Origin of the sequence: Acinetobacter sp. YQ_14, assembly GCF_043102985.1 — a bacterium.
Classification (GTDB): domain Bacteria; phylum Pseudomonadota; class Gammaproteobacteria; order Pseudomonadales; family Moraxellaceae; genus Acinetobacter; species Acinetobacter venetianus.
This window is the reverse complement of the sequence record NZ_JBICJJ010000002.1, coordinates 50,081-74,467: the sequence shown is the minus strand read 5'-3', so window position 1 is coordinate 74,467 and position 24,387 is coordinate 50,081. Positions and strand designations below refer to the sequence as shown.

Sequence of the window (24,387 nt, the reverse complement as noted above, 5' to 3'; positions counted from 1 at the left end):
GCTATGTTGAACAAAAGCTGTTCATTCTAGGATGAAGCGTTAAGGAATTTGAATGACACCTCGTCAACCCCTCGTCATGCAACCCAATTTATGGAAAACCTTTTTTGTTTTCCTTGTACCGTTGATCGCCACCAATATTCTGCAAAATCTGTCAGGCACGATTAATACCATTTTTGTCGGGCAAATGATGGGGGTTGATGCGATTGCCGCTGTATCAGTGTTCTTTCCAATTTTGTTCTTCTTGTTGGCATTCGTGATCGGGATTTCAGCAGGTACAACGGTGTTAGTGGGTCAGGCATGGGGCGCACAAAACTTACAAAAAGTGCGTGCTGTTATCGGCTCAACATTATTTATGACCTTGATCGGCGGCAGTATTATTGCTGTTCTCGGCCTGATCTTCGCCAAACATATTTTGAATTTATTGGGCACAGATCCAACCGTCATGCATCTCTCATTACCCTATGTAGAATGGATGCTCGTCGGCAGCCCGTTATTATTTGTCTATATTATTTATACGTCGATTCTGCGAGGCGTTGGGGATAGTGTCACCCCACTGATTGCTTTGAGCCTTACCAGTTTAATTGGCTTAGCTGTTACGCCTGTGTTACTGAAAGGCTATTTTGGCTTTCCTGCTCTCGGCATTATTGCACCAGCCATCGCAACCATTATGGGCTATGCGGCAGTTTTAATTTTCTTGGCTTTTTATCTTAACTATAAAAATCATCCGCTGAAAATTGACCGTCAACTTTTGCAGCATATTCATTATGATGCCGAATTGTGTAAGTTAATCTTAAAATTAGGCATCCCGACGGGTATTCAAATGGTGACGACCTCTTTAGCAGGTCTGGTCATCATTGGACTCGTCAATCGTTATGGCGCACATGCCACTGCTGCTTATGGTGCAGTGAACCAAGTCTTGAACTATATTCAATTTCCAGCCTTATCCATTTCCATCGCGGCTTCTATTTTTGCAGCTCAGGCAATTGGCGCAGGTAAACCCGATTTGCTCGCAAAGGTGACGCGTACAGCTTTAGGCATGAATCTGTTATTCACTGGAAGTTTAATCACGCTTGCTTATCTGTTCTCAAAGTATTTAATGGCATTATTTATTACCGAACACAGCGTGATTGAATTAGGTCAGCAGCTCTTATTTATAGTGTTGTGGTCAATTTTATTCTTTGGCGCGAGTGCGATCTTCGCTTCGATTATGCGTGCCAGCGGAACCGTTAATGTACCGATGCTGATTAATATTTTCACGATTATTTTAATCGAAGTGCCATGTGCTTATTGGTTTAGCTCACTTTGGGGCTTAACGGGCATTTGGATTGCCTATGCGCTTTCCTTCGTCTGCTTATGTATATTTCAAGCCAGTTATTATCAATTCTTTTGGAAGAAATCAAAAATTAAAGTTCTGATTTAATTATTCACTTCCACCAAAAATAAAAAAGCCATTCACAGAGAATGGCTTTTTTTAATGATGGCAACTTACATCATTTTAGTTGCAAGTGCAGCAATGCGTTGATATCCCGTTGGGAATAAACGTTGGCAAGTATCAACAATGCGAGCATCCGTACCAATCAAGAGGCGACGTTTGTTTTTCAATACAGCATTGAGAATTTGACGAGCTGCTTCTTCTGGTGGTGTACGAAGGAACTTATCAAATTGTTTAATTGATTTATTCGGGTCCATACCTAAGCTCTTCAAACTGTCATTCATTTTTGCAGCTTTTGCGATATTGGTACGGATACCACCTGGGTGAACACAAAGCGAACTTACGCCGCTTTTCTCAATATCTAACTCTTGGCGTAATGATTCAGTGAAACCACGCACAGCAAACTTAGTTGCGTTATACGCAGATTGCGTTGGTTGTGACGTTAAACCAAAAATACTCGAGATGTTGATGATATGACCATCTTTGGTTTGTTTGATAAATGGAAGGAACTCTTTCGTGCCGTATACCACACCCCAGAAATTAATTCCTACGATCCATTCTAAATCTTGATAGCTCGCGCCCTCTACTGTTGAGCCTAATGCAACCCCTGCATTATTGAAGATCATATTGACACAACCATGATCTTGCACAGTTTCTTGTGCCCACTGTTTTACTGCATCGCAGTTCGAAACATCGAGTACTTTTGTTGTTACTGTCACTGGATATTCTTTAAGGATCTCAACAGTTTGTGCTAAGCCTTTTTCATTGATATCACTAATCGATAAGTGGCAGCCTTGTTTAGCCAATAAAATTGCAAGCTGTTGTCCAATCCCAGAACCTGCACCTGTGATCGCTGCGACTTTATTTTTAAAATTTTTCATTGCCTATCCCTTGTTACGAATGATATGCACATATTTGCATAAATCATGTGCAGTTTAAGTTATAGTCAATATAGTTTTGACAATGATGCTTGTCAATATAGTACACTATAGCTTTCTACTAAATCATTTGATCAAATACATTTATTTCCTCAAACTCGGTAGTTATATTTTTAGGTGACGGTTAATTCAATGACAATTTCAACTGATAATGTGCAAAAAAAACCAAAAGCGCCAAAAGAACGTCAATTTAAGGGCTTATCTTTAACTGAGCGCAAAGAAGTGCGCCGAGAAAAGCTGATCGAAGCAGGGATTCATCTATATGGGACAAATGGCTTTTTTTCAGTCACCGTGAAAGATGTTTGTAATGAAGCCAAACTGACTGAACGTTATTTTTATGAATCTTTTAAGAAAAGTGAGGAGCTTTTCCAAACCGTTTTTTTAAAAATGATTGAGAAAATGCAAAATTGCCTCACTCAAGCTGTTCTTATGGCGGCACCTGAACCTAAAAATATGGTCACAGCTGGATTATCTGCATTATTGAATGCAATTAAAGATGACCCTCGCATGGCACGTATTATTTATATTGATGCAATGCTGGTACAGGATTTACATAACCAAGCAACCATCCAAGAGACGTTGACCCAGTTTGATCGGATTATTCAAGGCTTTGTCATGATCACCATGCCGAATGCACCTCAAAGTGCCGAAGAAGTGTCATTGATGGCTACAGGACTGAATGGTTATGTAACACATATTATTATTCGTTGGGTCTCTGAAGGCTTTAAACAGCCCTTAGCAGATGTTTTATCGGCATGTTGTGCGGTATTTTTATCTTTCATCGAGACAACATCACAAAAAAATTAAAATCGTTTTACAGTTTTGTGACAATCAAAACTGTTAAAATGCATTGATATTAACCAAATGAATTTATTTGCATTATTGTTAAACAACTTGTCATCATCTGGTCACCACTGTGACGCATAATTGTCACAATTTATTGCTAAATTCGACTTTATTAACTCTTTTGCAATGATATTGTCATAATTAATCTTTGTAATAAGCCTGTCATAACAACAAAACGGTTAACCGTTACAGATTTAAGGGTATTGCGCTGTGAAAGATGACTATATTTTAATTGTCGATGATGAGCTACCGATTCGTGAAATGATCCATACCTCTTTGGATATGGCAGGCTTCCAATGTTTACAAGCTGAGGATGCAAAACAAGCGCATCAGATTATCGTTGATCAGCGTCCTGCACTTATTTTGCTGGATTGGATGCTGCCGGGTGGTGTCAGTGGTGTAGATCTTTGTCGTCGCCTAAAAAGAGATGAAAATTTAGCTGAAATCCCTGTGATTATGCTGACTGCACGTGGCGAAGAAGACCATAAAGTTCAAGGTCTTGATGCTGGTGCAGATGATTATATGACCAAACCATTTTCAACACGTGAGCTGGTTTCGCGTATCAAAGCTGTACTCCGTCGTGCCAATGCGCTCAGCGGTGAAAAAGTGATTGATGCCAATGGTTTAATGCTTGATCCTGTCAGCCAACGCGTGAGCTTTGGGAACAGTATTTTAGACATGGGACCAACGGAATATCGCTTACTTGCTTTCTTTATGACCCATCCAGAACGTGCTTACACACGCGCCCAACTACTTGATCAAGTTTGGGGTGGAAATGTCTATATTGAAGATCGTACCATTGACGTGCATATTCGTCGTTTACGCAAAGTGTTAGAACCTTTCGGCGTTGATCGCTTTGTACAAACGGTACGTGGCACAGGTTATCGTTTCTCTACACGCGCTGATTTAGCAGCAGGTTAAAATCCTATATGTATGAACCCTATCCCGTCCCTGAACTGGCACGTGAACATCAACAGTTTCGCTACAGTAGTTTATGGACGTTTGCAAAACAAGATTTAAGATTACTGCTGTTTTTCTTATTGATTGCGAGCTTAATTGGATTTGGTATTGAATACTTTTGGAGCTGTATTTTTGCTGCATTTGTGCTGTTTTTCCTATTGCAGCTTCGCTCACTCTATCTCGTCAATGACTGGATTTCTAACCGCCCCTATGATGCCCCACCGAATTTAAGTGGGATTTGGGGTGCACTACTGTTCAATGTCTATCGAGCACAACGCCAAGAGCGTATTGTTCAAGCAGAAATGGTCGGCTTAATTGATCGTGCTCAGTCTTCTTTAGTTGCTTTAGCAGAAGCTGTGGTTTTGATCGATGATCAACATCAAATTGAATGGTGGAATCCAGCAGCAGAGAAGCTATTGGGCATCAATCCTTCCGATCGTGGACGGAATTTATTGTCGATATTGCGCCAGCCTCACTTCATTGAATATTTCAAAAATAGTGATCAAGCACCTGATGGCATTCGTCTACAAGCACTGATGGATGAAGAACGCTATGTTCAGGTGAAATTGACCCGCTTTGGCGGTGAAAGCCGTCTTTTGGTCGCGCACGACATTACCCGTATGCACAACCTTGAGCAAATGCGTAAAGACTTTGTCGACAACATTTCACATGAATTACGCACCCCTCTCACGGTGTTAAGTGGTTATATCGAAACCTTTACTGACCAAGATGACATTACCCCGCGTTGGAAGCGTGCGTTTACCCAAATGCAATCTCAAACCAAACGTATGAATGCATTGGTCAATGATTTATTGTTGTTATCTAACCTAGAAAATAATAAAAAAATTGCGAAAAATCAGATCATTGATATGGCAAATCTGATGAATCAATTGTTTGATGACGCCCGTGCTTACAATTTAGATTATGGCCATACCCTTAATTTAGATATTGATAGCCACTGCGATCTGATTGGTTCGGATATGGAAATCGCAAGCGCATTTAGCAATTTAATAACCAATGCCATCAAATACACACCCAAAGGTGGAATTATTACCATCGGCTGGCATGAAGATGGTGATCAAGCCTATTTCAGCGTTCAAGACAATGGTATTGGGATCAACCCTAAGCATTTGCCCCGCTTAACAGAACGCTTTTACCGTGTTGACAGTGCACGCAGCCGACAAACTGGCGGAACAGGCTTAGGTCTTGCTATCGTCAAACATGTGTTAATGCAGCATGGTGCGCATCTTGAAATCAGTTCAAAAGAAAATGAAGGTTCAACCTTTACCGCAGTTTTTCCAAAAGAGCGTTTATACCGCATGGTCTAAAAAATAAAGGGAACTGCTCAGTTCCCTTTGAATATTACGCTATCATTACAAAATAATAAGAATATAATAACTCGTTGTTTCATTTCGCTATTTCTATACTTTATCTCGATCTAAAAACTCATGATGAATACTCGTTTTCTCCGTAATTTTGTCCTATTTCTTGGACTAAGTACTCCCTTTACTGTTCACGCAACACCCTTTGACCCGCTGATTGGAACTTGGAAAGTCGTTGATTCACGTACAGGTTCATACCTATCTGATATTGTGATTCGAAGAAATTCCAAGACTGAGCAATACAGTGCTGTGATTGTCAAAATGTACCCTTCAGCTCAGGAAACTGTTCCAACCACATGTACGCCATGTTCAGGCTCATTAAAAGACCAACCTATTATTGGAATGGAAGTTTTGACAGGCTTAAAAATGCTGACTCAAAATGAAGAGTTTGGGCAAGGGGTTTGGGTCAATCCTTATGATGGTTATAAATACAGCATCAATGGACGTTTGAGTAAAACAGGCAAGATGCTCAATATTAATGCAAAAAATCCAAGCAATAATACCTTTCGTAATATGACATGGATTCGCTTATAATTTTTTAGTACTAAAACAATAAAAATGAGTGATTAAATACACTCATTTTTATTGAATAAACTGACTCAAGTTCTATTCAGAAAAATCAAATGCTAAATCAATGACTCGGCTTAGTATTTAATTCTTTAGACTCTAAAAGATGACTCGGTAAACCAAAGATTAAATCAAAAAAATAATTATAAATAAATGTAAAGCATGGGATAATAATCATTAAACTAAAATCCAATAAAAATGCTTTGCTTAAACTAATCTGCATCCACCATGCAATCAATGGAATTAAAATCGTAATTAACACCAACTGAAAGCCAATCGCATGTGCCACTCGTCTTTTCACCGTTCTAGTTTTAGAGACTTGTCTTTTTTCCCATAACTCGAAAACGTAGTTATAGAAAAAGTTGACCGTCACGGCGATCACGGCAATCAAAATCGACAAAGGGCCTGTATGGCTGAGTGTGGTTCCTGACAGTGCAGCCAAAATCATGGCACAGATAAAAAAGCTGAGTACTTCGTAGAAAAATACATAGATAACTCTTCTTTTCGTTCCTTGCATGAGAACACCTAGCAATCAATAAAAAATTGGATTTTACGCCTTAATTTTGATAAAAAAAGTTAATCGTTATCAGGTTTACTGACAAGGAATTACATGAGACTCAATCGTGAACAGCTTGAACTGATCCTTGAAATTATTGATCGCGGTAATTTTTCGGCAGCCGCACGCGCATTGAATCGCGTTCCTTCAGCAGTGAGTATGGCGATTGCCAATTTAGAAGCAGAACTGAATTTAAAACTTTTTGAACGCAGTAAAAATCATCTCGAACCGACAGAGATTGCCCTTTCGATTGAACCACATGCACGATTGATCGTGATAAAAATGCGCCAGCTCGACATGCATTTAACAGAACTTTCCACTGGTTTAGAAACCCGTATTTCAATCGGTATTGCTGCTGATATGAATCAACGATATTTACTGGCTGGTGTTGAACAATTGATACAACTTTATCCTCTGTTAAATATTGAAATGGTGTGTGCGCCACAACAAGAACTTAAAGCACGTTTGCAAAATAATGAAATTGATCTCTATGTTGCCTATAGTTCTTCTGAACTCGATAAAAATGAACGTTTCCGTTTATTGGGTGTAGAGAAATTTGTTGCTGCCATTTCTCCAAAAGATGCGCAACAACTCAAAGATCACGATAAAAATGAACTGACCATGCTATCCGAGTTACGGCAAATCATCGTCGCAAGTAAGCATTATCCTTTGCCTGATCGTCGTGTCTTGGTTTCAGATGCATATTGGTATAGCGATAATTTAGCGATGGCCATCAATATGGTTGAGCAAGGTATGGGCTGGGGTAATTTCCCGCTTTCCATCGTGAGTGAACATTTTTCTAAGCAAAGTTTGATTCGTTTAGAGTTTAGTGATACCACCAATGGTCTCGATATGCCCATTCATGCAATTTGGCCGAGTTACAAACCGCTGAGTAAAACACTTCAGCGTTTAATTCAACTTTGGGAAAAGCAAATTTAAAGCATCATAAAAAAAGCCCGACATCCTGTCGGGCTTTTTCGTATTTCGCACTTTAGGTATAACTCCTGTCGTACCTCACGTCCTGATGCTCAAACTTATTATTTTTGTTTTATGTTTTGGAACTTCCTGTTCCTGATGAGTTCATATTAGGCAATTTAACTTAGACTGAAAATGGGACATTGACGTTAATCTATGTAGGAAATGGCTTACAGGATTAGTTTTATGCATGGCAAAACATGCCAGAAAATTTATAAGAAATATAATTTTTTCAAATCAGAATTTTTAACTATTATTAAGATTTCCTAACAAAAAAATAAAGTATTGATTTTTAAACAAACATCTCTGATCATTTTAAAAATAACCTATTATGCTAAATATATAGAACATTTCCTAAAATTTTATTTATAATCAGATGGGAGTTAAGGGGATTAATTATGAATATTATTGACGGGTTATTAGAAAAAAATACCGATGGTATAGAAGAAGTTATCATTGGCCTTGTGGGAGCAATTGGTAGTAATTTATCTACAGTGCAGAATATTTTAAAAACAGAATTAGAGGATACTTTTAGTTTTGATACTTTTATTATTAAGATATCTGAAGATATTTTAACTTGTCACCCGAATGTTAAAGATGTTGAGAATTTTGACACATCAACCAAATATAAAAGAATTTCTTCATTAATGGACTTAGGAAATAAATTAAGAGAATTCTATGGCGAGGATTATATAGTATTAGAAATTGCAGCGAAAATTAGAGAACTGAGAAAGTCTTATCAAGGGAAAAATAAGAGAGTCGCTTATATTATTAATTCTTTAAAGCATGATGCAGAAGTTATTTCTTTAAAAAAATTATATGGACATAGTTTTTTTCAAATTTCCGTATTCGAGTCAAAAGATAAAAGAAAAGAAACCTTAAATAATACTGTAGGGATGTCTATAGAGGAGGCTAATTTATTAATAAAAAGAGATGAGAAAGAAAGTGAAAAATGGGGGCAAAGAACTAGTGTTGCATTTCCAAGAGCCGATTATTTTTTGAAGCTAGATGATAAATCTAGTATCCATATTAAAAATGCTATTACAAGATTTATTAAACTGATTTTAGGAAACCCTTTTGTCACTCCTACATTTTCAGAATCAGCAATTTATATGGCTTTTATGAGTAGTTTAAGTTCATCTGATTTGTCTAGACAAGTAGGAGCTGTTATTGCTAAAAACGATAGCATTTTGGCTACAGGAACAAATGACGTTCCAAAGTTTGGGGGTGGTCTTTATACACCTAAATATTACGAAAATGACGGAAAAATAGAAGATCAGGAAGATGGACGAGATTATAAATATAAAGGTGGGTATGATTGTAATCACATCCAACGTAATAGATTAATAGAGGAAATTTATAGTGCTATTAATGAACAATTAGATGGTATTCTTTCTGAAAATATACCTAGTCAAAATGATGTTTTAGTGAGTATTAAAAAAGCAATTCAAAATAGTGAAATTAAAGACATTACAGAATATGGTCGCATGGTACATGCTGAAATGGATGCTATTTTAAGCTGCGCTAGATCTAATAATTCAACTGAAGGTGCAACTTTGTATGTGACAACCTTTCCCTGTCATAATTGTGCAAAACACATTGTCGCAGCAGGAATTAAGGAGGTTATGTTTGTAGAACCTTATCCTAAAAGCAAAGCATTAGAGTTTCATGAAGATTCAATTTCATTAGAAAAAAGTCATAATAAATTAAGATTTAAACCATTCGTTGGGGTTGGCCCAAGGAATTTTATTAATTTATTTTCATTGTCTTTAGGTATTGGAACCGAATTAGAAAGAAAAGATTCGCAAGGAAAAAGTCTTGAAAGTCAGTGGAATCCTAAAACGGAAAAATTAAGGATAAAAGGCACCCCTTCTTCATATAAATATTATGAAAAAGAGGCTGAAGATAAGGTTAGGCAAATTAAAGATAAGATCGGTAGATAATTTTACATAATATATCTTTAGCGAATCACCCAAGAATAAAAAAGCCCTTTAAACTTTAAAGGGCTTTTTAAACTCATTTTAAATTAAACCTTCTGCCCCAACCGCTCACCCATGACCACGGTCGAGTTCGCTTTAAACTGCTGTTCCCATACCATTTTATCTTTTTCAAATAAAACCACAGCAGTAGAACCTAAGTAGAAACGACCTAACTCAGCCCCTTTATCCAACTGCATTTGGTGATGTTGTAATTCAACTTTACCCGATGGTTTCACTTTACCTGTCGCAACAGTTTCAATCCCAGCCACAATCATTGCACCGACTAAAACCACCGCCATGCGACCAAGTTCTGTATCAAACAAACACACCATACGCTCATTACGCGCAAATAAACCCGGTACATTTTCAGCAGTCGTTTGGTTGACTGAAAACAATTCACCTGGAATATATAAAGTTTCAGTCAAAGTACCCGCTAAAGGCATATGTACACGGTGATAATCTTTTGGTGATAAATAAACTGTTGCAAACTGACCATCTACAAATGGCTTTGCCAGTTGTGGATCACCAATTAATTTCTCAACAGAAAAGCTCTGACCTTTGGCTTGAAAAATATCACCTGCTTCAATCTTACCTAACTGAGAAATCGCACCATCCGCAGGGCAAACAATACTATCTGCTTGTTCATCAATACCACGCACACCATTTTTCAGAGCACGAGTAAAAAACTCATTAAATGATTTATATTGATTTGGATTTGTTTGCTCAGCAATACTCATGTCAATGCCGTACTTTGCTTTGAACGCTTGAATCACAGCAGTTTTCACCACAAAATTTTCGCTTGCAGCAACTTTACCCACTACACGGCTCAGTTGATGTTGTGGCACAAGATTTTGTGCTTTGATAAACAATTGTTTTTTTAAATCTGCTGCAAAACTCAAGATGGTGACTCCCCTGAAATAATAGGACTATCGAGGCGATTGCCCCATTCACTCCACGCACCATCGTAGGCTCTCACTTGCCAATTGAGCAATCTTGCCAAAATATACGCTAAGCCCGAACGATGATGAGACTGACAGTACACCACCACAGGTTGTTGTAAATTAAAGCCTAATTGTTCTAAACGTTGTTGTGTGCGTTCAAGCGGGTGTAATTTTAGATGATTTTCACGATTAAGGGCAGTGCTCCACTCAAAATGCAGTGCATTTGGAATGTGACCGCCGCGTCGCGCAGCCAAACGTAACCCCGTATATTCTTCATTGGTACGACAGTCCCATAGCTGAATATTCTGAGTTTGGACGTGTTCTAATAATTCGTTGTATTCAATCCGATGCTGTTGAACTGTATCTAAATCAACTTGTAAAGGATCAGCAACAGGTACGACAGTCTCAACTTCTGCCGTCGTTGGCAAACTTGCCCCCAGCCAACCATGAATTCCACCATTGATTAAACTGGTACGATGGAAACCAAGACAATGTAAATTCCAAATTAAACGCCCTGCCCAAGCTCCGCCTTCATCGTCATACACAACAACATGATGCTGTGGCGAAATATTCAACTTTTCAATAAGTGCCTGAAGCCCTTCAATATCAGGCAATACACCATTGGCATTTTCTTGTTGAGCAACCAAATACTTAGGTTGTAAATGAATAGCATGGGGAATATGAAGTTGCTCATATACCGATGCTCGGCTGAGATCGACCACACGGATCAACTCATGCCCCAAATAGGGAACGAGCTGTTCAGGTTCAATCAGTAAATCAAGTTTAAAATCTACGTCAGTCATTGTTATGCTGTTTTATCATCCGCCTTATGCGTAATTTTAGCATAGCCGACTTTTTATCTTTGTCTGATTTTTTGCATTGATTTAGCAGAAAAGGAGATATAGCAAAAAGTTTAAAGATTATGGACTAAAAGTATAAAATTTACTGGTGCGGAGGCGGCATGGATGCCGCCCGTTGAACTGCGGCATCAAGGATGTGCCGTCAGTTCAACAAATGCCTTTGGTTACTTTGGGCAAAACCAAAGTAACTCACCGAAGGTCTATCCTGAAAATTGATGAGAATTAGGTAAGACACTGTAATGTCTCTACTCAACCTCCTCAATCTCAAACACCTGACGCAAATACGCCAAAAACGTTTCATTATCGCTCATGGTCTTGCCCGAACTATCCGAAATCTTCGCCACAGACTGACCATTACACTCCACCAACTTCAACACGATATTCAAAGGCGTTTGGCCCATATCATTGGTCAGATTCGTACCAATCCCAAAGCTTACTTGGAAACGATCTTTAAAATATTGATGTAACTGCCATGCTTTCTCTAAATTCAAACCATCACTAAAGGTCAACATCTTGGTTTTACTATCAATTTTCAACTTACAATAGTGTGCATAGGCTTTATCACCCCACTCATAAGGATCGCCACTATCATGGCGCAAACCATCAAACAGCTTGGCAAAGTACAAATCAAAATCACGCAAGAATGCATCCATGCCGACCACATCTGTCAACGCTATCCCTAAATCCCCTCGGTATTCTTGCACCCATGCTTCTAATGCAGCCTTTTGGAAATTACGCAATCGAACATCAAGCGCCTGAAAAGCCTGTAAAAACTCATGTGCCATGGTTCCAATCGGACTGATTCCCAATTGTTTTGCCAATAGCACATTACTGGTACCACGAAAAACTTTCGGTGCTGCTGAATGAAATGCTTGTACGACATGTTTTTGCCATTCAAAACTATAACGACGACGTGTCCCAAAATCCGAAACTAAAAATGGAGGATCATTTTCTTGCTGTTGTTCTGCATATTTTTGCAGTTGTAGCAGTTTTTGCTGTAAACGTCGTTCACCTTCAACAAAAACCTCATCATGACGAATTCTACGGAAATACAACTCGTTGACGATCGCCAACACAAAAATCTCAAACATCATCGCTTGAACCATCGGCCCTTCGATACGAATATCTAAACGACCCGCTTCATCTATACTGGCTTTGATAAAACGGCGCTTGAGCTGGAATAGCTCTAAATAATCGACAAAGTCACTTTTAATAAAACGCAATGAGCGTAAATATTGCAGCTCATCCTCAGCAAAACGAAGCTCACATAACACATCCAATTGATGATTCAAATCATCCAATATCTCAACCAGAGGATAAACCGTATCGTCTAAATTTCGGCAACGAAATAAATAAACGCTGTGCGCTTGTGGAAACTGATGTAACACCACTTGCAACATGGTGAATTTATATAAGTCAGTATCAAGTAAAGATCGAATAATCGCAGACATGGATGATGGTTTTAACCAATTCTTTTGCATAATATTTCTAGTTATACAACCAAATAGCCAATCTTGAATAGTAGACTTTTGCTGCACAGCTCATTTTTACCCAACTCTCTGTTAAACTGGTCTGTCTTTTTTCAATCGATCATTTCCTCTTATGCGCGCATTAATACAACGAGTTCTTGAAGCTAAAGTAGTTGTTGATGGTCAAACTACAGGTGAAATTCAACAAGGTCTGTTGGTCTTTTTAGGATTAGGGAAAGAAGATGATTTAGAGAAAGGCAAAAAGCTGATTGATAAGATTTTAAAATACCGCATCTTTGATGATGAACAAGGAAAAATGGGCTGGAATATCAGCCAAGCCAATGGCGGTCTATTACTGGTATCTCAATTTACGCTAATGGCACAAACACAGAAAGGTTTACGTCCAGACTTTGGACCAGCGATGCCACCAGGAGAAGCCAAAGCACTTTACGAACAACTGGTTGAATATGCTCAGCAACAGTTCACAAATGTTCAGACGGGAATTTTTGCAGCTGACATGAAAGTCCATCTTATCAATGATGGACCCGTCACATTTAACTTAGAAATTGAATAATACATACGAATAAAAAACTCCCTTTTGGGAGTTTTTTTATTGGGCTTATTTGCCTGTTTTTTCTTTGATAAATGCACGCGCCTGACGAATTTTCTCTTTTACAGGTTTTGGCACTTTAGGTGGAATCAGTTTCGCAGCTTGGTTGAACCACACGAGTAAGCTGAAATCGCCTTCCATTTTAATACTACCATCTTGCATACCTGTCATGAACGCAGTTGGATCACCTTTAACTAGTGTTTTCACACCTTGTTCACTATCTGCAAACTGTAAAATAAAGTCTGCTTTTCCAGGGTTACCTGCAACGGTATCAATCTTGCCATGGTTCACAATAATCTGACGTGCCATACCCAAATCTGTACCAATTTGAATACGGAACTCGCGGTCATGTACCAACTCAATAAACTTAGGGCTAGTACGTGCCAATTGCTTCATACGCAACGCCAAACCTGCCACCAGCAAATCAAGTGGATCAGTGCTTACATCAACAATAGGTAACTTAACCACAGGTAAAGAAGAAAGCTTCATGACAATTATGCCCACAGTATAATGATGAAAATTAAGACAACCGTATCCTAGCACAATTGTAGCGGAGTCGGTAAAAGCTTTGTTGCAGAAAGTTGATACAAAAAAGGCATGCTTAGCATGCCTTTGATGTTGTTCGAATTATTATGATTTATCGGCTAGAACATTGTTGTTGGTCATCCTTATATACAGGTGTATGTTCAATATACTGACGATTTGCCAGTTGTTTTTGTGCTTGTTTGTCTTCACGTAAAAGAATGAATGTAACCGTCACCATCGCGAGGCTCAGTGCCGTCAGATAACTATAGGCGACTGACATTTCGAACGCGGTTTGCACACCAAAGCGCACCACTTCTAACAGTCCCCAGCTCAACATACCTGCCAACATAAAACCTAACCAACGACGATAAGGAGAAAAGAAAACAGCAATAACTGCGACAGCGATTAAGCCAAATCCAACCCACATGGTGAAATTCGCTGCTTCCATAGAAACCTCCGTCTTAAATAAGGTGGTCTGTATCAATCATCAGACCTCATATTGTTCTGTAATCTCTAAACAGTGATTCGTATTGCATTAACGTCTTTATGCATTATGGAGGGTTTTTTTTAGAAAAAAAGAGCCTAAAATTAATCATACGACATAAGATGTCGCAATATGCTTTTGTCATTACATTTTTTTAATCTACAAAAAACCTGAATCTCTATATAGCGTCAATTTCCGCGTGTCATTACAAAAAAACATGCCTCATTTTCGCTGAGAAAAAACTTTTTCCTGAATTTTTTTATCGTTGTTTTTCTATACATTTAGACATAAATATGACGGATTAATGACGCACCAAAATGGAGTATGCCGTGACAAATCACGGCATAATTTAACACCCAAGATTATATTTTAAGCACGATTTAAATCTTTATCATGCATACCTAATAAGTACAGCACGCCATCTAAACCAACGCTTGAGATCGCTTGGTTGGCATTTTGGCGAACCAATGGTTTCGCTCGGAAAGCCACGCCTAAACCTGCAATCGAAAGCATCGGTAAATCGTTTGCGCCATCCCCTACAGCCATCGCCTGCTCTAAAGAAATCCCCATTTTATCGGCTAACTGACGTAATAATTCAGCTTTACGTGCACCATCGACAATTGCGCCTTTGACCTCACCAGTTACAACACCATTTTCGACATCTAAAATATTGGCGTGAACTTCATCAATGCCTAATTTCTCTTGAAGGTATTCAGCAAAATACTGGAAACCACCAGATAAAATTGCTGTACGATAACCCAATGCTTTTAAGGTTGAAATCAATCGAGCTGCGCCTTCAGTAATGGTTAAGCGTTCAGCAATCTTCGGTAAAACAGATGCATCCAATCCTTTTAATAAAGCGACACGTGCTCTAAAACTTTGTTGGAAATCAAGTTCACCCTGCATAGCACGTTCAGTAATTTCAGCGACTTGAGCACCAACACCTGCCTCTAGCGCTAATTCATCAATGACTTCTTGTTCAATCAACGTAGAGTCCATATCAAAGCACACTAAACGACGATTACGACGATAAGCATTGTCTTCTTGTACGGCCACATCGATATTTAACTCACCCGATAAACTTAAACAAGCGGCACGCATGGCTTGCGCATCCAGCATTTGCCCACTGAGACCAAATTGTACACAGGCACGACGAGGAGAACTTTGCTCCGCATCTAAATCCAAACGACCTGACAAACGTGTAACCGTCTCAATGTTAAAGCCTTGACTAGAAACAATTTTTGTGACGGCTTGCAAATGTTCAGCCGTTAATTCAGGTGCCAATGCTGTCACGATATAACGTGTACGCCCACCTTCACTCACCCATTGATCATATTCTGCGTTGGAGATTGGTTTAAATCGCACAGTTAAGCCAATATCATGTGCTAAAATCAGTATTTCTTTCATTGCTAATGCTGTTGCAGTCTCATTATCCGAAGCAATAACGATCCCAAGGGTAAGTTGATTATGGATAACAGCCTGACCAACATCGAGTATTTGCAAAGAATGTACGGAGAGTACCTGCATTAATCGAGTAAACTGATTCGGTTGATCTGGTCCTAAAAAGGATATAAGAATGATTTCTCGCATGAATTGACTCGTGGTTGAGCGACAACTATTGTAAGAATCATAACATAACCCATGAATCTATTTGCCTTGGAAGTTTAACTTGAATGCGCCTCGACAAGGGCTATTTGCTAGCCTACTCACCGTAAGTTTTGCATTGCATACCTTTTTATTGGTGATTGCAACAACCCATCAGCTTAATGAAAATCGCGCTAGCCAAGGACAACTGATGACCAGTCAGTTGGTGGCAGATAGTCTTTCAGAATTAGAGCCTGCAAATACAGTCTCTTTGGCATTGGTCGCCAATCGTTATGCAACCAATCCGAGCGTTGCCTCGATTCGTATTTTGGATGCCAATAAACAAGTCCTTGCGACTAGTGGTATGGCAAAGACACGTCAAGGTGAGGTCTTTGTCCGTGATGCATTACAAAATGAAAAGAAAGTCGGAACGGTTGAAATTACGCTGATCGAACCAAGCATCGGAGAAATCTTAAGAACACAATGGTTGGCGATTCTAGTTTCATTGTTTATTCATGTCTTAATTTGGCTTGCGTATCGTGCAATCGCGCGACCAACACGCAGTGAATATCTTGCGCAGATCAATCAAGAAAATCATCTTAAGCATGAAATTCAACGTTTAACACAAGCTTTAGCTTTAGAAAAGCAAAATACTGTCACCTTGGTTGCTCAAGCACAGCAGCAAGCGAAAGCTCAACCGAAACCACGTATTGAAAAAAGTGTGAGCGATCAAGCACCGTTAGATGACCAATCATTGGCGCTTAATATTCAGTTTTATGATCCAAAACAGTTATTGAGCAGCGTCAATCAATCGGTTTCTTTGCCTTATTTTAAATTGTGCCAATTATTCTTAGATAAAAGTATTGATCTATGTACGAAGCACTACCAAATCGATGCAGAGAAAATTCAAGTTGTTCAAGAATTTAATGCGGATGGTGCGACATTATCAACAAGTGCAGATCAACCACATGCGCTTGAATGTTTGATGATGGTTGGGGGCGTTTTCCAATTATTGGCAGATGTTCTATATAAACGCTACCGTGAAGATAAACGCTTTGCACTGCAAACTCGCGGTGCTGTTGCTTGTGCAGTCGATGCAATGCAACTCGATGCGATTGAAGCATCCAAACGTTTAACTCAACATTTACATGCTAAAGAAGCAGCATTGCATTTGAATCATGATCAACTCAAAGAGATTCAAAATAATTATGAATTGGTCGCAATGCCAAATCCAAGCAATATTATGACCCGTCATGCCTTTATGATTAATGGTATGAATGAAGCATGTGCAACGGTTGCTCAAAACCTTCGCACTGAGATTTTGATGGGTAAAAAAGCAAAATCATCTGCTGAATCTATCGATATTTCAACGCCATAACGCGTTCATCATGACTGTAAAACTAACCTAGTTCTTTGTTATAGAACTAGGTTTTTTAATTGATGATCAAGCACACAGGCGAAATTTATTAAAATGCGGTAAACTATGCCAGATTTATCGAATACTAATGCCGTTACTGGCAGCTTAAAAGGTGAAAGCGAATGCCGCTGAGTCGTGTTGAAGAGCTTGTCGCAGATATTCGTGCAGGCAAAATGGTCATCCTGATGGATGATGAAGATCGTGAAAATGAAGGTGACTTAGTCATCGCTGCGACGCATGTTCGTCCTGAAGATATTAACTTCATGATTACCCATGCACGTGGTTTGGTCTGTCTCACACTGAGCCGTGAACGCTGTAAGCAACTCAATCTTCCATTAATGGTTGATCAAAATGGCGCACAGCATGCAACAAACTTCACCCTTTCGATTGAAGCTGCTGAAGGAATTAGTACTGGTATTTCTGCTGCCGAACGTGCGCATACAATTCGTACTGCGGTTGCGGCACATGCCAAACCAAGTGACATTGTGCAACCGGGTCATATTTTCCCATTGATGGCGCAACCTGGTGGTGTACTGCATCGTGCAGGTCATACTGAAGCTGGTTGTGATTTAACTCGCCTTGCTGGTCTTGAACCAGCATCTGTGATTTGTGAAATCATCAATGAAGACGGCACAATGGCGCGTCGTCCAGATTTAGAAGTTTTCGCAGAAAAACATGGTCTTAAAATTGGTACGATCGCAGATCTAATCCATTACCGTATGACCAACGAGCAAACTGTTGAACGTTTATCACAGGAAAGCATTCAAACCCAATATGGTACGTTTGAACTGTATAAATACCGTGAAATCGGTAACCCAGATATTCATTTAGCTTTAGTGAAAGGTGAGCCAAAAGATGGTATCACTACTGTTCGCGTGCATGGCTTCAATCCAGTTCGTGACTTATTAAAGCTCAATAAAGCAGATGGTTCTCCTGCTTGGAATCTAGACCTTGCGATGAAAACGATTGCTGAAAGTGATCGTGGCGTGTTGGTATGGATTGGTCAGGATCATTTGGAAGACTTAGGTCATGCTTTGCATCACATGAATCAACCAAAACCATTAAAATCAAATGCAGCTCTCTCCCAACAATATCAAACGATTGGTGTCGGTGCGCAAATTTTACGTGATCTTGGTGTAGAGAAAATGAAGCTATTAAGTTCTCCGCTTCGTTTCAATGCCTTATCAGGATTTAATTTAGAGGTAGTGGAATACATCACTGCCGATCAAATCACAGCAAAATAATCGAGGTTGCTATGGCAATTCGCCGAATTGAAGGTTTATTACATCTCGCAAGCGAAGGTCGTTATGCGATCTTAGTGGGTCGTTTCAACAGCTTCGTCGTTGAGCATTTACTTGAAGGTGCGATCGACACTTTAAAACGTCACGGCGTTTCAGAAGAAGCGATTACTGTTATTCATGCACCAGGTGCGTGGGAACTCCCAATCGTTGCGAAAAAATTAGCAGCTTCAAATCAATTTGATGCCATCATTGCACTCGGTGCAGTCATTCGTGGCAGCACACCACACTTCGACTTTGTTGCAGGTGAATGTGCAAAAGGTTTAGGTGTTGTTGCACTTGAAAGCACAATGCCAGTGATCAATGGTGTCTTAACAACGGATAGCATTGAACAAGCTATTGAACGTTCTGGTACGAAAGCAGGAAATAAAGGTAGCGAAGCTGCACTTACTGCAATCGAAATGGTTAACTTATTAAAGGCAATTTAAAGCATGTCGCAAACACTTCAGGCCGCTTATGCAGCGAAACGCAAAGCACGTCGTTTTGCTGTACAAGGGATTTATGAATGGCAAATGAGTCAAAATCCTGTACATGAGATTGAAGCACGTACGCGTGTTGAAAATGCAATGCACAAAGTTGACTTAAATTATTACCATGAATTGCTCACTCAAGTGGTTGCTCAACATGAAGCTTTAGATGAGCTCCTTATTCCTGTACTTGACCGTGAATTGACTGCACTTGATGGTGTAGAGCTTGCAGCTTTACGCCTAGGTGCTTATGAATTACGAGATCATCTCGAAATTCCATATCGCGTGGTACTGGATGAAGCAATTGAATTAGCAAAACACTTTGGTGGTGCAGATAGTCATAAATACATCAATGGTGTATTAGACCGTTTATCATCAAAGCTTCGTGAAGCTGAAAAACAACAAGCAAAATAATAGGCTTGATGTTGTATGGCTGAGTTTTCGATTATTGACCGTTATTTTAAACGAACGCCTAAAGTTGATGTAAGTTTAGGCATTGGCGATGACTCAGCTATTATTACCCCTCTTCCCTCACAACAACTAGTGATCTGCACAGATACATTGGTTGCTGGTCGTCATTTCCCATTAGAAACCTCAGCGCATGCGATTGGCTGGAAAAGCGTCGCAGTCAATTTATCTGATATTGCTGCAATGGGAGCAAAACCTCACAGTATTTTACTCGCCTTGAGCCTCCCTCATGTGGATGAAGCTTGGTTGGCTGAATTCAGTCGAGGCTTGTTTGACTGTTGTGACCAGTTCAATGTTTCGCTGATTGGTGGCGACACAACTCAAAGCTCTCAACTCACCATTAGCGTGACAGCATTGGGTTGGATTGATCACGGACAAGCTGTGACTCGATCAGGCGCTCAAATCGGTGATTATATTTGTGTGAGTGGACAAGTCGGAGATGCTGCATATGGGCTGAAACATCTAGGACATCCATTACAACATCGCTTAGATTATCCAACGCCACGCTGCCAACTCGGTCAACAATTAAAAGGCTTGGCATCCAGCATGATCGATGTCTCTGATGGACTAGCACAAGACTTAGGTCATATTCTCAAAGCATCCAAGGTTGGGGCAAAATTACAACTTGAACAGCTTCCGTTAGATCCATCACTAAAACAAATTGAACCACGACATGCTTGGCAATATGCACTCGCAGGTGGCGATGATTACGAATTATGCTTTACAATATCACCGCAAAACTATGAGAAACTACAGCAACAGCAACTCGATGTTCCGCTTACAATAATCGGCGAAATTACCCAACAATCTGGATTGTTATTTGAGTATATGGGCGATATTTACCCATTACATGTTCATGGATACCAACACTTTGCATAAACCTCCCATCCACTTCAACCAAATGAGTTGGTACGACCGCTTTATCGTTTTTTGTGGTGTCGGCTTTGGTTCAGGACTCAGCCCGAAAGCGCCCGGAACGTTTGGTTCTGCCTTTGCACTGCTGTTTGTTCCATTCTGGTTACAACTTGGATTGCTAGGCAGTATCGTTGCAATTGTCCTCATGTCACTGGTCGGTATTTATATTTGTGGACATACGGCAAAAGTCATCCACGTTCATGATGATGGACGTATCGTTTGGGATGAGTTTGCAGGTCAATCTATTACTCTATTGCCTTTGCTTTATCTACAACAAATGAATTGGTTGTGGGTCATTGTGGGATTTATCTTATTTCGTATATTTGATGTCTGGAAGCCATTCCCTATTAGTTGGGCTGATCAAAAAGTGTCAGGTGGCTTTGGTATTATGCTCGATGACATTATTGCTGGACTTTGGGCCGCACTCTGTATTTTTATAATCCATTTTTATTTTTTGACCTAACACATTAATATTAGGGTTAATTATGTCAACAACAGTCATTATTCTTGCTGCAGGGAAAGGAACGCGAATGCGTTCACAACTACCAAAAGTGTTACAACCGCTTGCTGGTCGTCCACTTTTAGGTCATGTGATTGAAACAGCAAAAAAACTACAAGCTCAGAATATTATTACCATTTATGGGCATGGTGGAGAACTGGTTAAAAATCGCTTTGCCACTGAACAAATCGAGTGGGTGGAGCAAGCGGAGCAGTTGGGCACAGGTCATGCCGTCCAAATGACTTTACCTGTCTTAGCTCAGGATGGTATTTCACTTATCTTATATGGTGATGTTCCTCTGGTTCGCCAAAGTACGCTTGAACAACTACTTGAAGCATCAAGCCAATCAGGCATTGGGATGATTACTTTAAATGTTGAAAACCCAACAGGTTATGGTCGTATCGTACGCCAAGCTGGAAAAATCCAAGCGATTGTTGAGCATAAAGATGCCAATGAAGAACAACGACAAATTAAAGAAATCAATACAGGCATTTATTGCGTAAGTAATGCAAAGCTACATCAATGGTTACCAAAACTGTCTAACAATAATGTGCAAGGTGAATACTACCTGACTGATATTGTTGCAATGGCCGTTGCCGATGGTTTAGAAATTGCATCGATCCAACCTGAACTTGAGTTTGAAGTAGAAGGTGTAAATGACCGTTTGCAATTAGCGGCATTGGAACGTGAATTTCAGCAACAACAAGCCAAAGAATTGATGCAACAAGGCGTACACCTGATTGATCCAAGTCGTTTTGATCTACGTGGTCATCTCAAATGTGGTCAAGACGTGCAGATTGATATCAATGTCATTATTGAAGGTGATTGTGAGCTTGGCGATAACGTTCAACTTGGCGCTGGCTGTATCTTGAAAAACACACGCATTGCCGCTGGAACAAAAGTTCAAGCCTACAGCGTTTTTGAAAATGCTATCGTGGGCGAAAATACCCAAATTGGACCTTTTGCTCGTTTACGTCCAGGTGCAAACTTGGGTAATGATGTGCATATTGGCAACTTTGTTGAAGTGAAAAATTCAAACATTGGCCAAGGGTCCAAAGCCAATCATTTTACCTATTTAGGTGATGCTGATATCGGTGCAGATTGTAATATTGGCGCAGGCACGATTACTTGTAATTATGATGGTGCAAACAAACACCGGACTGTGATTGAGGACAATGTCTTCATTGGCACAAACAATTCCTTGGTTGCACCGATCAAGATTGGTCAGGGTGCGACCACTGGTGCTGGCTCAACCCTAACGAGAGACGTCGCTGATCATAGTTTAGCTGTGGAACGCGCTAAACAATTTGAAAAAGCAAATTATCAACGTCCCCAAAAGCTGAAAAAATAAGAGGATATAATTATGTGTGGTATTGTTGGAGGCGTTGCTGAACGTTGTGTAACTGAGATCTTGATCGAAGGTCTAAAGCGCCTTGAATATCGTGGTTATGACTCTGCGGGTTTAGCACTCTTAAATAAAGAACAAATTTTACGTGAACGTCGTGTTGGTAAAGTTGCAAACTTAGCCGAAGCGGTTTCAGAACAGCATTTGACGGGTAATATCGGTATTGCACACACACGTTGGGCAACTCATGGTAAGCCAACTGAAAATAATGCACATCCGCATGTTTCAGGCAATGTTGCAGTTGTTCACAACGGTATTATTGAGAATTACCAAGAACTCAAAGATGAACTCCAAGCACTAGGCTATATCTTTACCTCTCAAACTGACACAGAAGTTGTTGCTCACCTTGTCAACGATGCCTTAAAGCAAACAGATAGCTTATTAGAAGCTGTTCAAAAGGTAACACCACGCCTTAAAGGTGCTTATGCTTTAGGTATTATTCATACTGAACATGCTGATGAACTCATCACCGTTCGCGAAGGTTCTCCGCTTGTGATTGGTGTTGGTATTGGTGAGAACTTTATTAGTTCAGATCAACTTGCTTTATTACCTGTGACCAATCGCTTCGTTTATTTAGAAGAAGGTGATATTGCACGTTTAACACGTACCAGCATTGAAGTTTTTGTAAATGGTGAACGTGTTGATCGCCCAGTGAAAGAGCTTGATGCGACTGTAAGTAATGCATCGAAAGGCGAATATAAACACTTCATGCTCAAAGAAATTTATGAGCAACCTGAAGCGATTCAACAAACGATTTCACAAGCATTGAATGGCAATAATTTGCGTGAAGATTTTCTTCAACATGCCAATGCGGATTTTGACAAAATTCAGCAAGTACAAATCATTGCCTGCGGTACCAGCTACCATGCAGGTATGATTGCGAAATACTGGTTTGAACAGCTAATTGGTGTTCCTTGCCAAGTTGAAATTGCCAGCGAATTCCGTTACCGCACGCCTGTTATTGTTGAAAATACACTTTATATCTGTATTTCTCAGTCTGGAGAAACAGCGGATACATTGGCAGCGTTACGTGAAACTCAAAAACGTGCCAAAGCGAATAACATCAATATCCGCACCATGACGATTTGTAACGTTGCAACGTCATCAATGGTACGTGAAACAGATCATCATTTGCTGACACTTGCTGGCCCTGAAATTGGTGTTGCCTCAACCAAAGCATTCACAACTCAGCTGGCTGCTTTGATGTTATTGATTCTAAAAATCGGTCAAGTTAAGCAGCGTCTCGCAGCAGCTCAGCTCACTGAAATTACTGAAGCGTTATGGCACTGCCCGAAAGTAATTTTAGATACGCTACAGCACAACACAGCGATTCTTCGTTTATCTGCACAGTTTGTAGAAAAGAACCACTGCTTATTCTTAGGCCGTGGCACACACTTCCCTATCGCATTGGAAGGTGCTTTGAAACTGAAAGAAATTTCATATATTCATGCAGAAGGATATGCTGCAGGTGAATTGAAGCATGGTCCGTTGGCATTAGTCGATAATGAAATGCCTGTGGTGATCTTAGCGCCAAATGACGAAATGCTCGATAAGTTAAAATCGAATATGGAAGAAGTTCAAGCGCGTGGCGGCGAACTTTTTGTATTTGCAGATGAAAACAGCGGCATTCAAGAGAAAGATCGTCAACACGTTGTACACATCCCAGCAGTGAATGAATGGTTAGCGCCAATCGTTTACAGCGTACCTGTACAGTTGCTTTCTTATCATGTTGCAGTATTACGCGGTACAGATGTCGACCAACCTCGTAACCTTGCGAAAAGTGTTACTGTGGAATAATTAAAAAAAATGG

At 39.8% G+C, this 24,387-nt stretch carries 24 protein-coding genes; 16 read left to right on the top strand and 8 right to left on the bottom strand.

Features of this window, described 5'->3' with window-relative positions; genetic code table 11:
- The first annotated feature begins 52 nt into the window (after positions 1–52).
- Positions 53–1,420 carry an MATE family efflux transporter gene (locus ACF8D3_RS00360; RefSeq protein ID WP_061393128.1) on the top strand — a complete coding sequence of 456 codons (1,368 nt, stop codon included), beginning with the start codon at positions 53–55 and terminating at the stop codon, positions 1,418–1,420.
- Between the two features lie 65 nt (positions 1,421–1,485).
- Here ACF8D3_RS00360 and ACF8D3_RS00355 read toward each other — a convergent pair whose 3' ends face one another.
- On the bottom strand, positions 1,486–2,313 hold the full coding sequence (locus ACF8D3_RS00355) for an SDR family oxidoreductase (RefSeq protein WP_004878132.1): 828 nt from the start codon (positions 2,311–2,313) through the stop codon (positions 1,486–1,488).
- A 189-nt stretch (positions 2,314–2,502) separates the two neighbouring features.
- Here ACF8D3_RS00355 and ACF8D3_RS00350 point away from each other — a divergent pair, with 189 nt between their 5' ends.
- From ACF8D3_RS00350 to ACF8D3_RS00335, 4 genes are all read left to right on the top strand, one after another.
- Complete coding sequence (locus tag ACF8D3_RS00350; RefSeq protein ID WP_007481442.1) at positions 2,503–3,177, top strand: TetR/AcrR family transcriptional regulator; 675 nt, start codon at positions 2,503–2,505, stop codon at positions 3,175–3,177.
- A gap of 249 nt (positions 3,178–3,426) precedes the next feature.
- Positions 3,427–4,137, top strand: a complete 711-nt coding sequence (gene phoB / locus ACF8D3_RS00345) for a phosphate regulon transcriptional regulator PhoB (RefSeq protein WP_004659793.1) — start codon at positions 3,427–3,429, stop codon at positions 4,135–4,137.
- 8 nt (positions 4,138–4,145) lie between these two features.
- Complete coding sequence (phoR, locus tag ACF8D3_RS00340) at positions 4,146–5,504, top strand: phosphate regulon sensor histidine kinase PhoR (protein ID WP_004878136.1); 1,359 nt, start codon at positions 4,146–4,148, stop codon at positions 5,502–5,504.
- A gap of 120 nt (positions 5,505–5,624) precedes the next feature.
- Positions 5,625–6,092 carry a DUF2147 domain-containing protein gene (locus ACF8D3_RS00335; RefSeq protein WP_019385660.1) on the top strand — a complete coding sequence of 156 codons (468 nt, stop codon included), beginning with the start codon at positions 5,625–5,627 and terminating at the stop codon, positions 6,090–6,092.
- Between the two features lie 97 nt (positions 6,093–6,189).
- Here ACF8D3_RS00335 and ACF8D3_RS00330 read toward each other — a convergent pair whose 3' ends face one another.
- Positions 6,190–6,642, bottom strand: coding sequence for a PACE efflux transporter (locus ACF8D3_RS00330; protein WP_007481446.1), 453 nt, complete (start codon positions 6,640–6,642; stop codon positions 6,190–6,192).
- Between the two features lie 93 nt (positions 6,643–6,735).
- On the opposite strand from ACF8D3_RS00330, the gene ACF8D3_RS00325 reads away from it, so the two are divergent.
- Together ACF8D3_RS00325 and ACF8D3_RS00320 are read left to right on the top strand one after the other, a co-directional pair.
- Positions 6,736–7,620 carry a LysR family transcriptional regulator gene (locus ACF8D3_RS00325; RefSeq protein WP_392469497.1) on the top strand — a complete coding sequence of 295 codons (885 nt, stop codon included), beginning with the start codon at positions 6,736–6,738 and terminating at the stop codon, positions 7,618–7,620.
- 434 nt (positions 7,621–8,054) lie between these two features.
- Positions 8,055–9,599: an anti-phage dCTP deaminase gene (locus tag ACF8D3_RS00320; protein ID WP_392469496.1), complete on the top strand. Its 1,545-nt coding sequence runs from the start codon at positions 8,055–8,057 to the stop codon at positions 9,597–9,599.
- A gap of 83 nt (positions 9,600–9,682) precedes the next feature.
- Here ACF8D3_RS00320 and asd read toward each other — a convergent pair whose 3' ends face one another.
- The 3 genes from asd to pncB all read right to left on the bottom strand — a co-directional run bounded on the left by asd (position 9,683) and on the right by pncB (position 12,887).
- Positions 9,683–10,534, bottom strand: a complete 852-nt coding sequence (gene asd / locus ACF8D3_RS00315; protein ID WP_392469495.1) for an archaetidylserine decarboxylase — start codon at positions 10,532–10,534, stop codon at positions 9,683–9,685.
- Complete coding sequence (locus ACF8D3_RS00310; protein ID WP_061397188.1) at positions 10,531–11,379, bottom strand: sulfurtransferase; 849 nt, start codon at positions 11,377–11,379, stop codon at positions 10,531–10,533. The genes asd and ACF8D3_RS00310 overlap by 4 nt, the downstream gene beginning before the upstream one ends.
- A 302-nt stretch (positions 11,380–11,681) precedes the next feature.
- Positions 11,682–12,887, bottom strand: a complete 1,206-nt coding sequence (gene pncB, locus ACF8D3_RS00305) for a nicotinate phosphoribosyltransferase (RefSeq protein ID WP_004878143.1) — start codon at positions 12,885–12,887, stop codon at positions 11,682–11,684.
- Positions 12,888–13,038: 151 nt separating this feature from the next.
- On the opposite strand from pncB, the gene dtd reads away from it, so the two are divergent.
- Positions 13,039–13,479, top strand: coding sequence for a D-aminoacyl-tRNA deacylase (gene dtd, locus ACF8D3_RS00300; protein WP_257735895.1), 441 nt, complete (start codon positions 13,039–13,041; stop codon positions 13,477–13,479).
- Positions 13,480–13,524: 45 nt separating this feature from the next.
- Here dtd and ACF8D3_RS00295 read toward each other — a convergent pair whose 3' ends face one another.
- The 3 genes from ACF8D3_RS00295 to serB all read right to left on the bottom strand — a co-directional run bounded on the left by ACF8D3_RS00295 (position 13,525) and on the right by serB (position 16,114).
- A complete protein-coding gene (locus ACF8D3_RS00295; protein ID WP_312101520.1) occupies positions 13,525–14,004 on the bottom strand; it encodes an SCP-2 sterol transfer family protein in 480 nt (159 codons plus the stop codon).
- A gap of 148 nt (positions 14,005–14,152) precedes the next feature.
- Positions 14,153–14,488: a ciprofloxacin tolerance protein AciT gene (aciT, locus tag ACF8D3_RS00290; protein WP_004878149.1), complete on the bottom strand. Its 336-nt coding sequence runs from the start codon at positions 14,486–14,488 to the stop codon at positions 14,153–14,155.
- A gap of 405 nt (positions 14,489–14,893) precedes the next feature.
- Positions 14,894–16,114 (bottom strand): phosphoserine phosphatase SerB, encoded by a 1,221-nt coding sequence (serB, locus tag ACF8D3_RS00285; protein ID WP_392469494.1) that lies wholly within the window; start codon positions 16,112–16,114, stop codon positions 14,894–14,896.
- 61 nt (positions 16,115–16,175) lie between these two features.
- On the opposite strand from serB, the gene ACF8D3_RS00280 reads away from it, so the two are divergent.
- From ACF8D3_RS00280 to glmS, 8 genes are all read left to right on the top strand, one after another.
- The gene (locus ACF8D3_RS00280) at positions 16,176–17,486 is read left to right on the top strand and encodes a hypothetical protein (protein WP_392469492.1); all 1,311 of its coding nucleotides are present in this window, start codon (positions 16,176–16,178) and stop codon (positions 17,484–17,486) included.
- A 161-nt stretch (positions 17,487–17,647) separates the two neighbouring features.
- On the top strand, positions 17,648–18,769 hold the full coding sequence (gene ribBA / locus ACF8D3_RS00275; protein WP_004878154.1) for a bifunctional 3,4-dihydroxy-2-butanone-4-phosphate synthase/GTP cyclohydrolase II: 1,122 nt from the start codon (positions 17,648–17,650) through the stop codon (positions 18,767–18,769).
- A gap of 11 nt (positions 18,770–18,780) precedes the next feature.
- Positions 18,781–19,251: a 6,7-dimethyl-8-ribityllumazine synthase gene (gene ribE, locus ACF8D3_RS00270; RefSeq protein ID WP_004878155.1), complete on the top strand. Its 471-nt coding sequence runs from the start codon at positions 18,781–18,783 to the stop codon at positions 19,249–19,251.
- 3 nt (positions 19,252–19,254) lie between these two features.
- Complete coding sequence (gene nusB / locus ACF8D3_RS00265; protein WP_004878158.1) at positions 19,255–19,704, top strand: transcription antitermination factor NusB; 450 nt, start codon at positions 19,255–19,257, stop codon at positions 19,702–19,704.
- Positions 19,705–19,719: 15 nt separating this feature from the next.
- Positions 19,720–20,637 (top strand): thiamine-phosphate kinase, encoded by a 918-nt coding sequence (thiL, locus tag ACF8D3_RS00260; protein ID WP_392469490.1) that lies wholly within the window; start codon positions 19,720–19,722, stop codon positions 20,635–20,637.
- Positions 20,615–21,136 carry a phosphatidylglycerophosphatase A gene (locus tag ACF8D3_RS00255; protein ID WP_004878160.1) on the top strand — a complete coding sequence of 174 codons (522 nt, stop codon included), beginning with the start codon at positions 20,615–20,617 and terminating at the stop codon, positions 21,134–21,136. Before thiL ends, ACF8D3_RS00255 begins: the two co-directional genes overlap by 23 nt.
- 22 nt (positions 21,137–21,158) lie before the next feature.
- The gene (glmU, locus tag ACF8D3_RS00250; protein ID WP_392469487.1) at positions 21,159–22,523 is read left to right on the top strand and encodes a bifunctional UDP-N-acetylglucosamine diphosphorylase/glucosamine-1-phosphate N-acetyltransferase GlmU; all 1,365 of its coding nucleotides are present in this window, start codon (positions 21,159–21,161) and stop codon (positions 22,521–22,523) included.
- Between the two features lie 12 nt (positions 22,524–22,535).
- Complete coding sequence (gene glmS / locus ACF8D3_RS00245) at positions 22,536–24,374, top strand: glutamine--fructose-6-phosphate transaminase (isomerizing) (protein ID WP_061393137.1); 1,839 nt, start codon at positions 22,536–22,538, stop codon at positions 24,372–24,374.
- Positions 24,375–24,387 lie beyond the last annotated feature (13 nt).

What these genes read in the sequence shown, in the direction of transcription:
- ACF8D3_RS00360 (WP_061393128.1), top strand. Translation starts at nt 53, where the DNA reads ATGACACCTCGTCAACCCCTCGTCATGCAACCCAATTTATGGAAAACC.
- ACF8D3_RS00350 (WP_007481442.1), top strand. Translation starts at nt 2,503, where the DNA reads ATGACAATTTCAACTGATAATGTGCAAAAAAAACCAAAAGCGCCAAAA.
- pncB (WP_004878143.1), bottom strand. Translation starts at nt 12,887, where the DNA reads ATGTCTGCGATTATTCGATCTTTACTTGATACTGACTTATATAAATTC.
- ACF8D3_RS00355 (WP_004878132.1), bottom strand. Translation starts at nt 2,313, where the DNA reads ATGAAAAATTTTAAAAATAAAGTCGCAGCGATCACAGGTGCAGGTTCT.
- ACF8D3_RS00255 (WP_004878160.1), top strand. Translation starts at nt 20,615, where the DNA reads ATGGATACCAACACTTTGCATAAACCTCCCATCCACTTCAACCAAATG.
- glmU (WP_392469487.1), top strand. Translation starts at nt 21,159, where the DNA reads ATGTCAACAACAGTCATTATTCTTGCTGCAGGGAAAGGAACGCGAATG.
- thiL (WP_392469490.1), top strand. Translation starts at nt 19,720, where the DNA reads ATGGCTGAGTTTTCGATTATTGACCGTTATTTTAAACGAACGCCTAAA.
- serB (WP_392469494.1), bottom strand. Translation starts at nt 16,114, where the DNA reads ATGCGAGAAATCATTCTTATATCCTTTTTAGGACCAGATCAACCGAAT.
- ribE (WP_004878155.1), top strand. Translation starts at nt 18,781, where the DNA reads ATGGCAATTCGCCGAATTGAAGGTTTATTACATCTCGCAAGCGAAGGT.
- ACF8D3_RS00325 (WP_392469497.1), top strand. Translation starts at nt 6,736, where the DNA reads ATGAGACTCAATCGTGAACAGCTTGAACTGATCCTTGAAATTATTGAT.
- glmS (WP_061393137.1), top strand. Translation starts at nt 22,536, where the DNA reads ATGTGTGGTATTGTTGGAGGCGTTGCTGAACGTTGTGTAACTGAGATC.
- ACF8D3_RS00335 (WP_019385660.1), top strand. Translation starts at nt 5,625, where the DNA reads ATGATGAATACTCGTTTTCTCCGTAATTTTGTCCTATTTCTTGGACTA.
- dtd (WP_257735895.1), top strand. Translation starts at nt 13,039, where the DNA reads ATGCGCGCATTAATACAACGAGTTCTTGAAGCTAAAGTAGTTGTTGAT.
- ribBA (WP_004878154.1), top strand. Translation starts at nt 17,648, where the DNA reads ATGCCGCTGAGTCGTGTTGAAGAGCTTGTCGCAGATATTCGTGCAGGC.
- nusB (WP_004878158.1), top strand. Translation starts at nt 19,255, where the DNA reads ATGTCGCAAACACTTCAGGCCGCTTATGCAGCGAAACGCAAAGCACGT.
- ACF8D3_RS00295 (WP_312101520.1), bottom strand. Translation starts at nt 14,004, where the DNA reads ATGAAGCTTTCTTCTTTACCTGTGGTTAAGTTACCTATTGTTGATGTA.
- ACF8D3_RS00320 (WP_392469496.1), top strand. Translation starts at nt 8,055, where the DNA reads ATGAATATTATTGACGGGTTATTAGAAAAAAATACCGATGGTATAGAA.
- phoR (WP_004878136.1), top strand. Translation starts at nt 4,146, where the DNA reads ATGTATGAACCCTATCCCGTCCCTGAACTGGCACGTGAACATCAACAG.
- ACF8D3_RS00330 (WP_007481446.1), bottom strand. Translation starts at nt 6,642, where the DNA reads ATGCAAGGAACGAAAAGAAGAGTTATCTATGTATTTTTCTACGAAGTA.
- aciT (WP_004878149.1), bottom strand. Translation starts at nt 14,488, where the DNA reads ATGGAAGCAGCGAATTTCACCATGTGGGTTGGATTTGGCTTAATCGCT.
- ACF8D3_RS00310 (WP_061397188.1), bottom strand. Translation starts at nt 11,379, where the DNA reads ATGACTGACGTAGATTTTAAACTTGATTTACTGATTGAACCTGAACAG.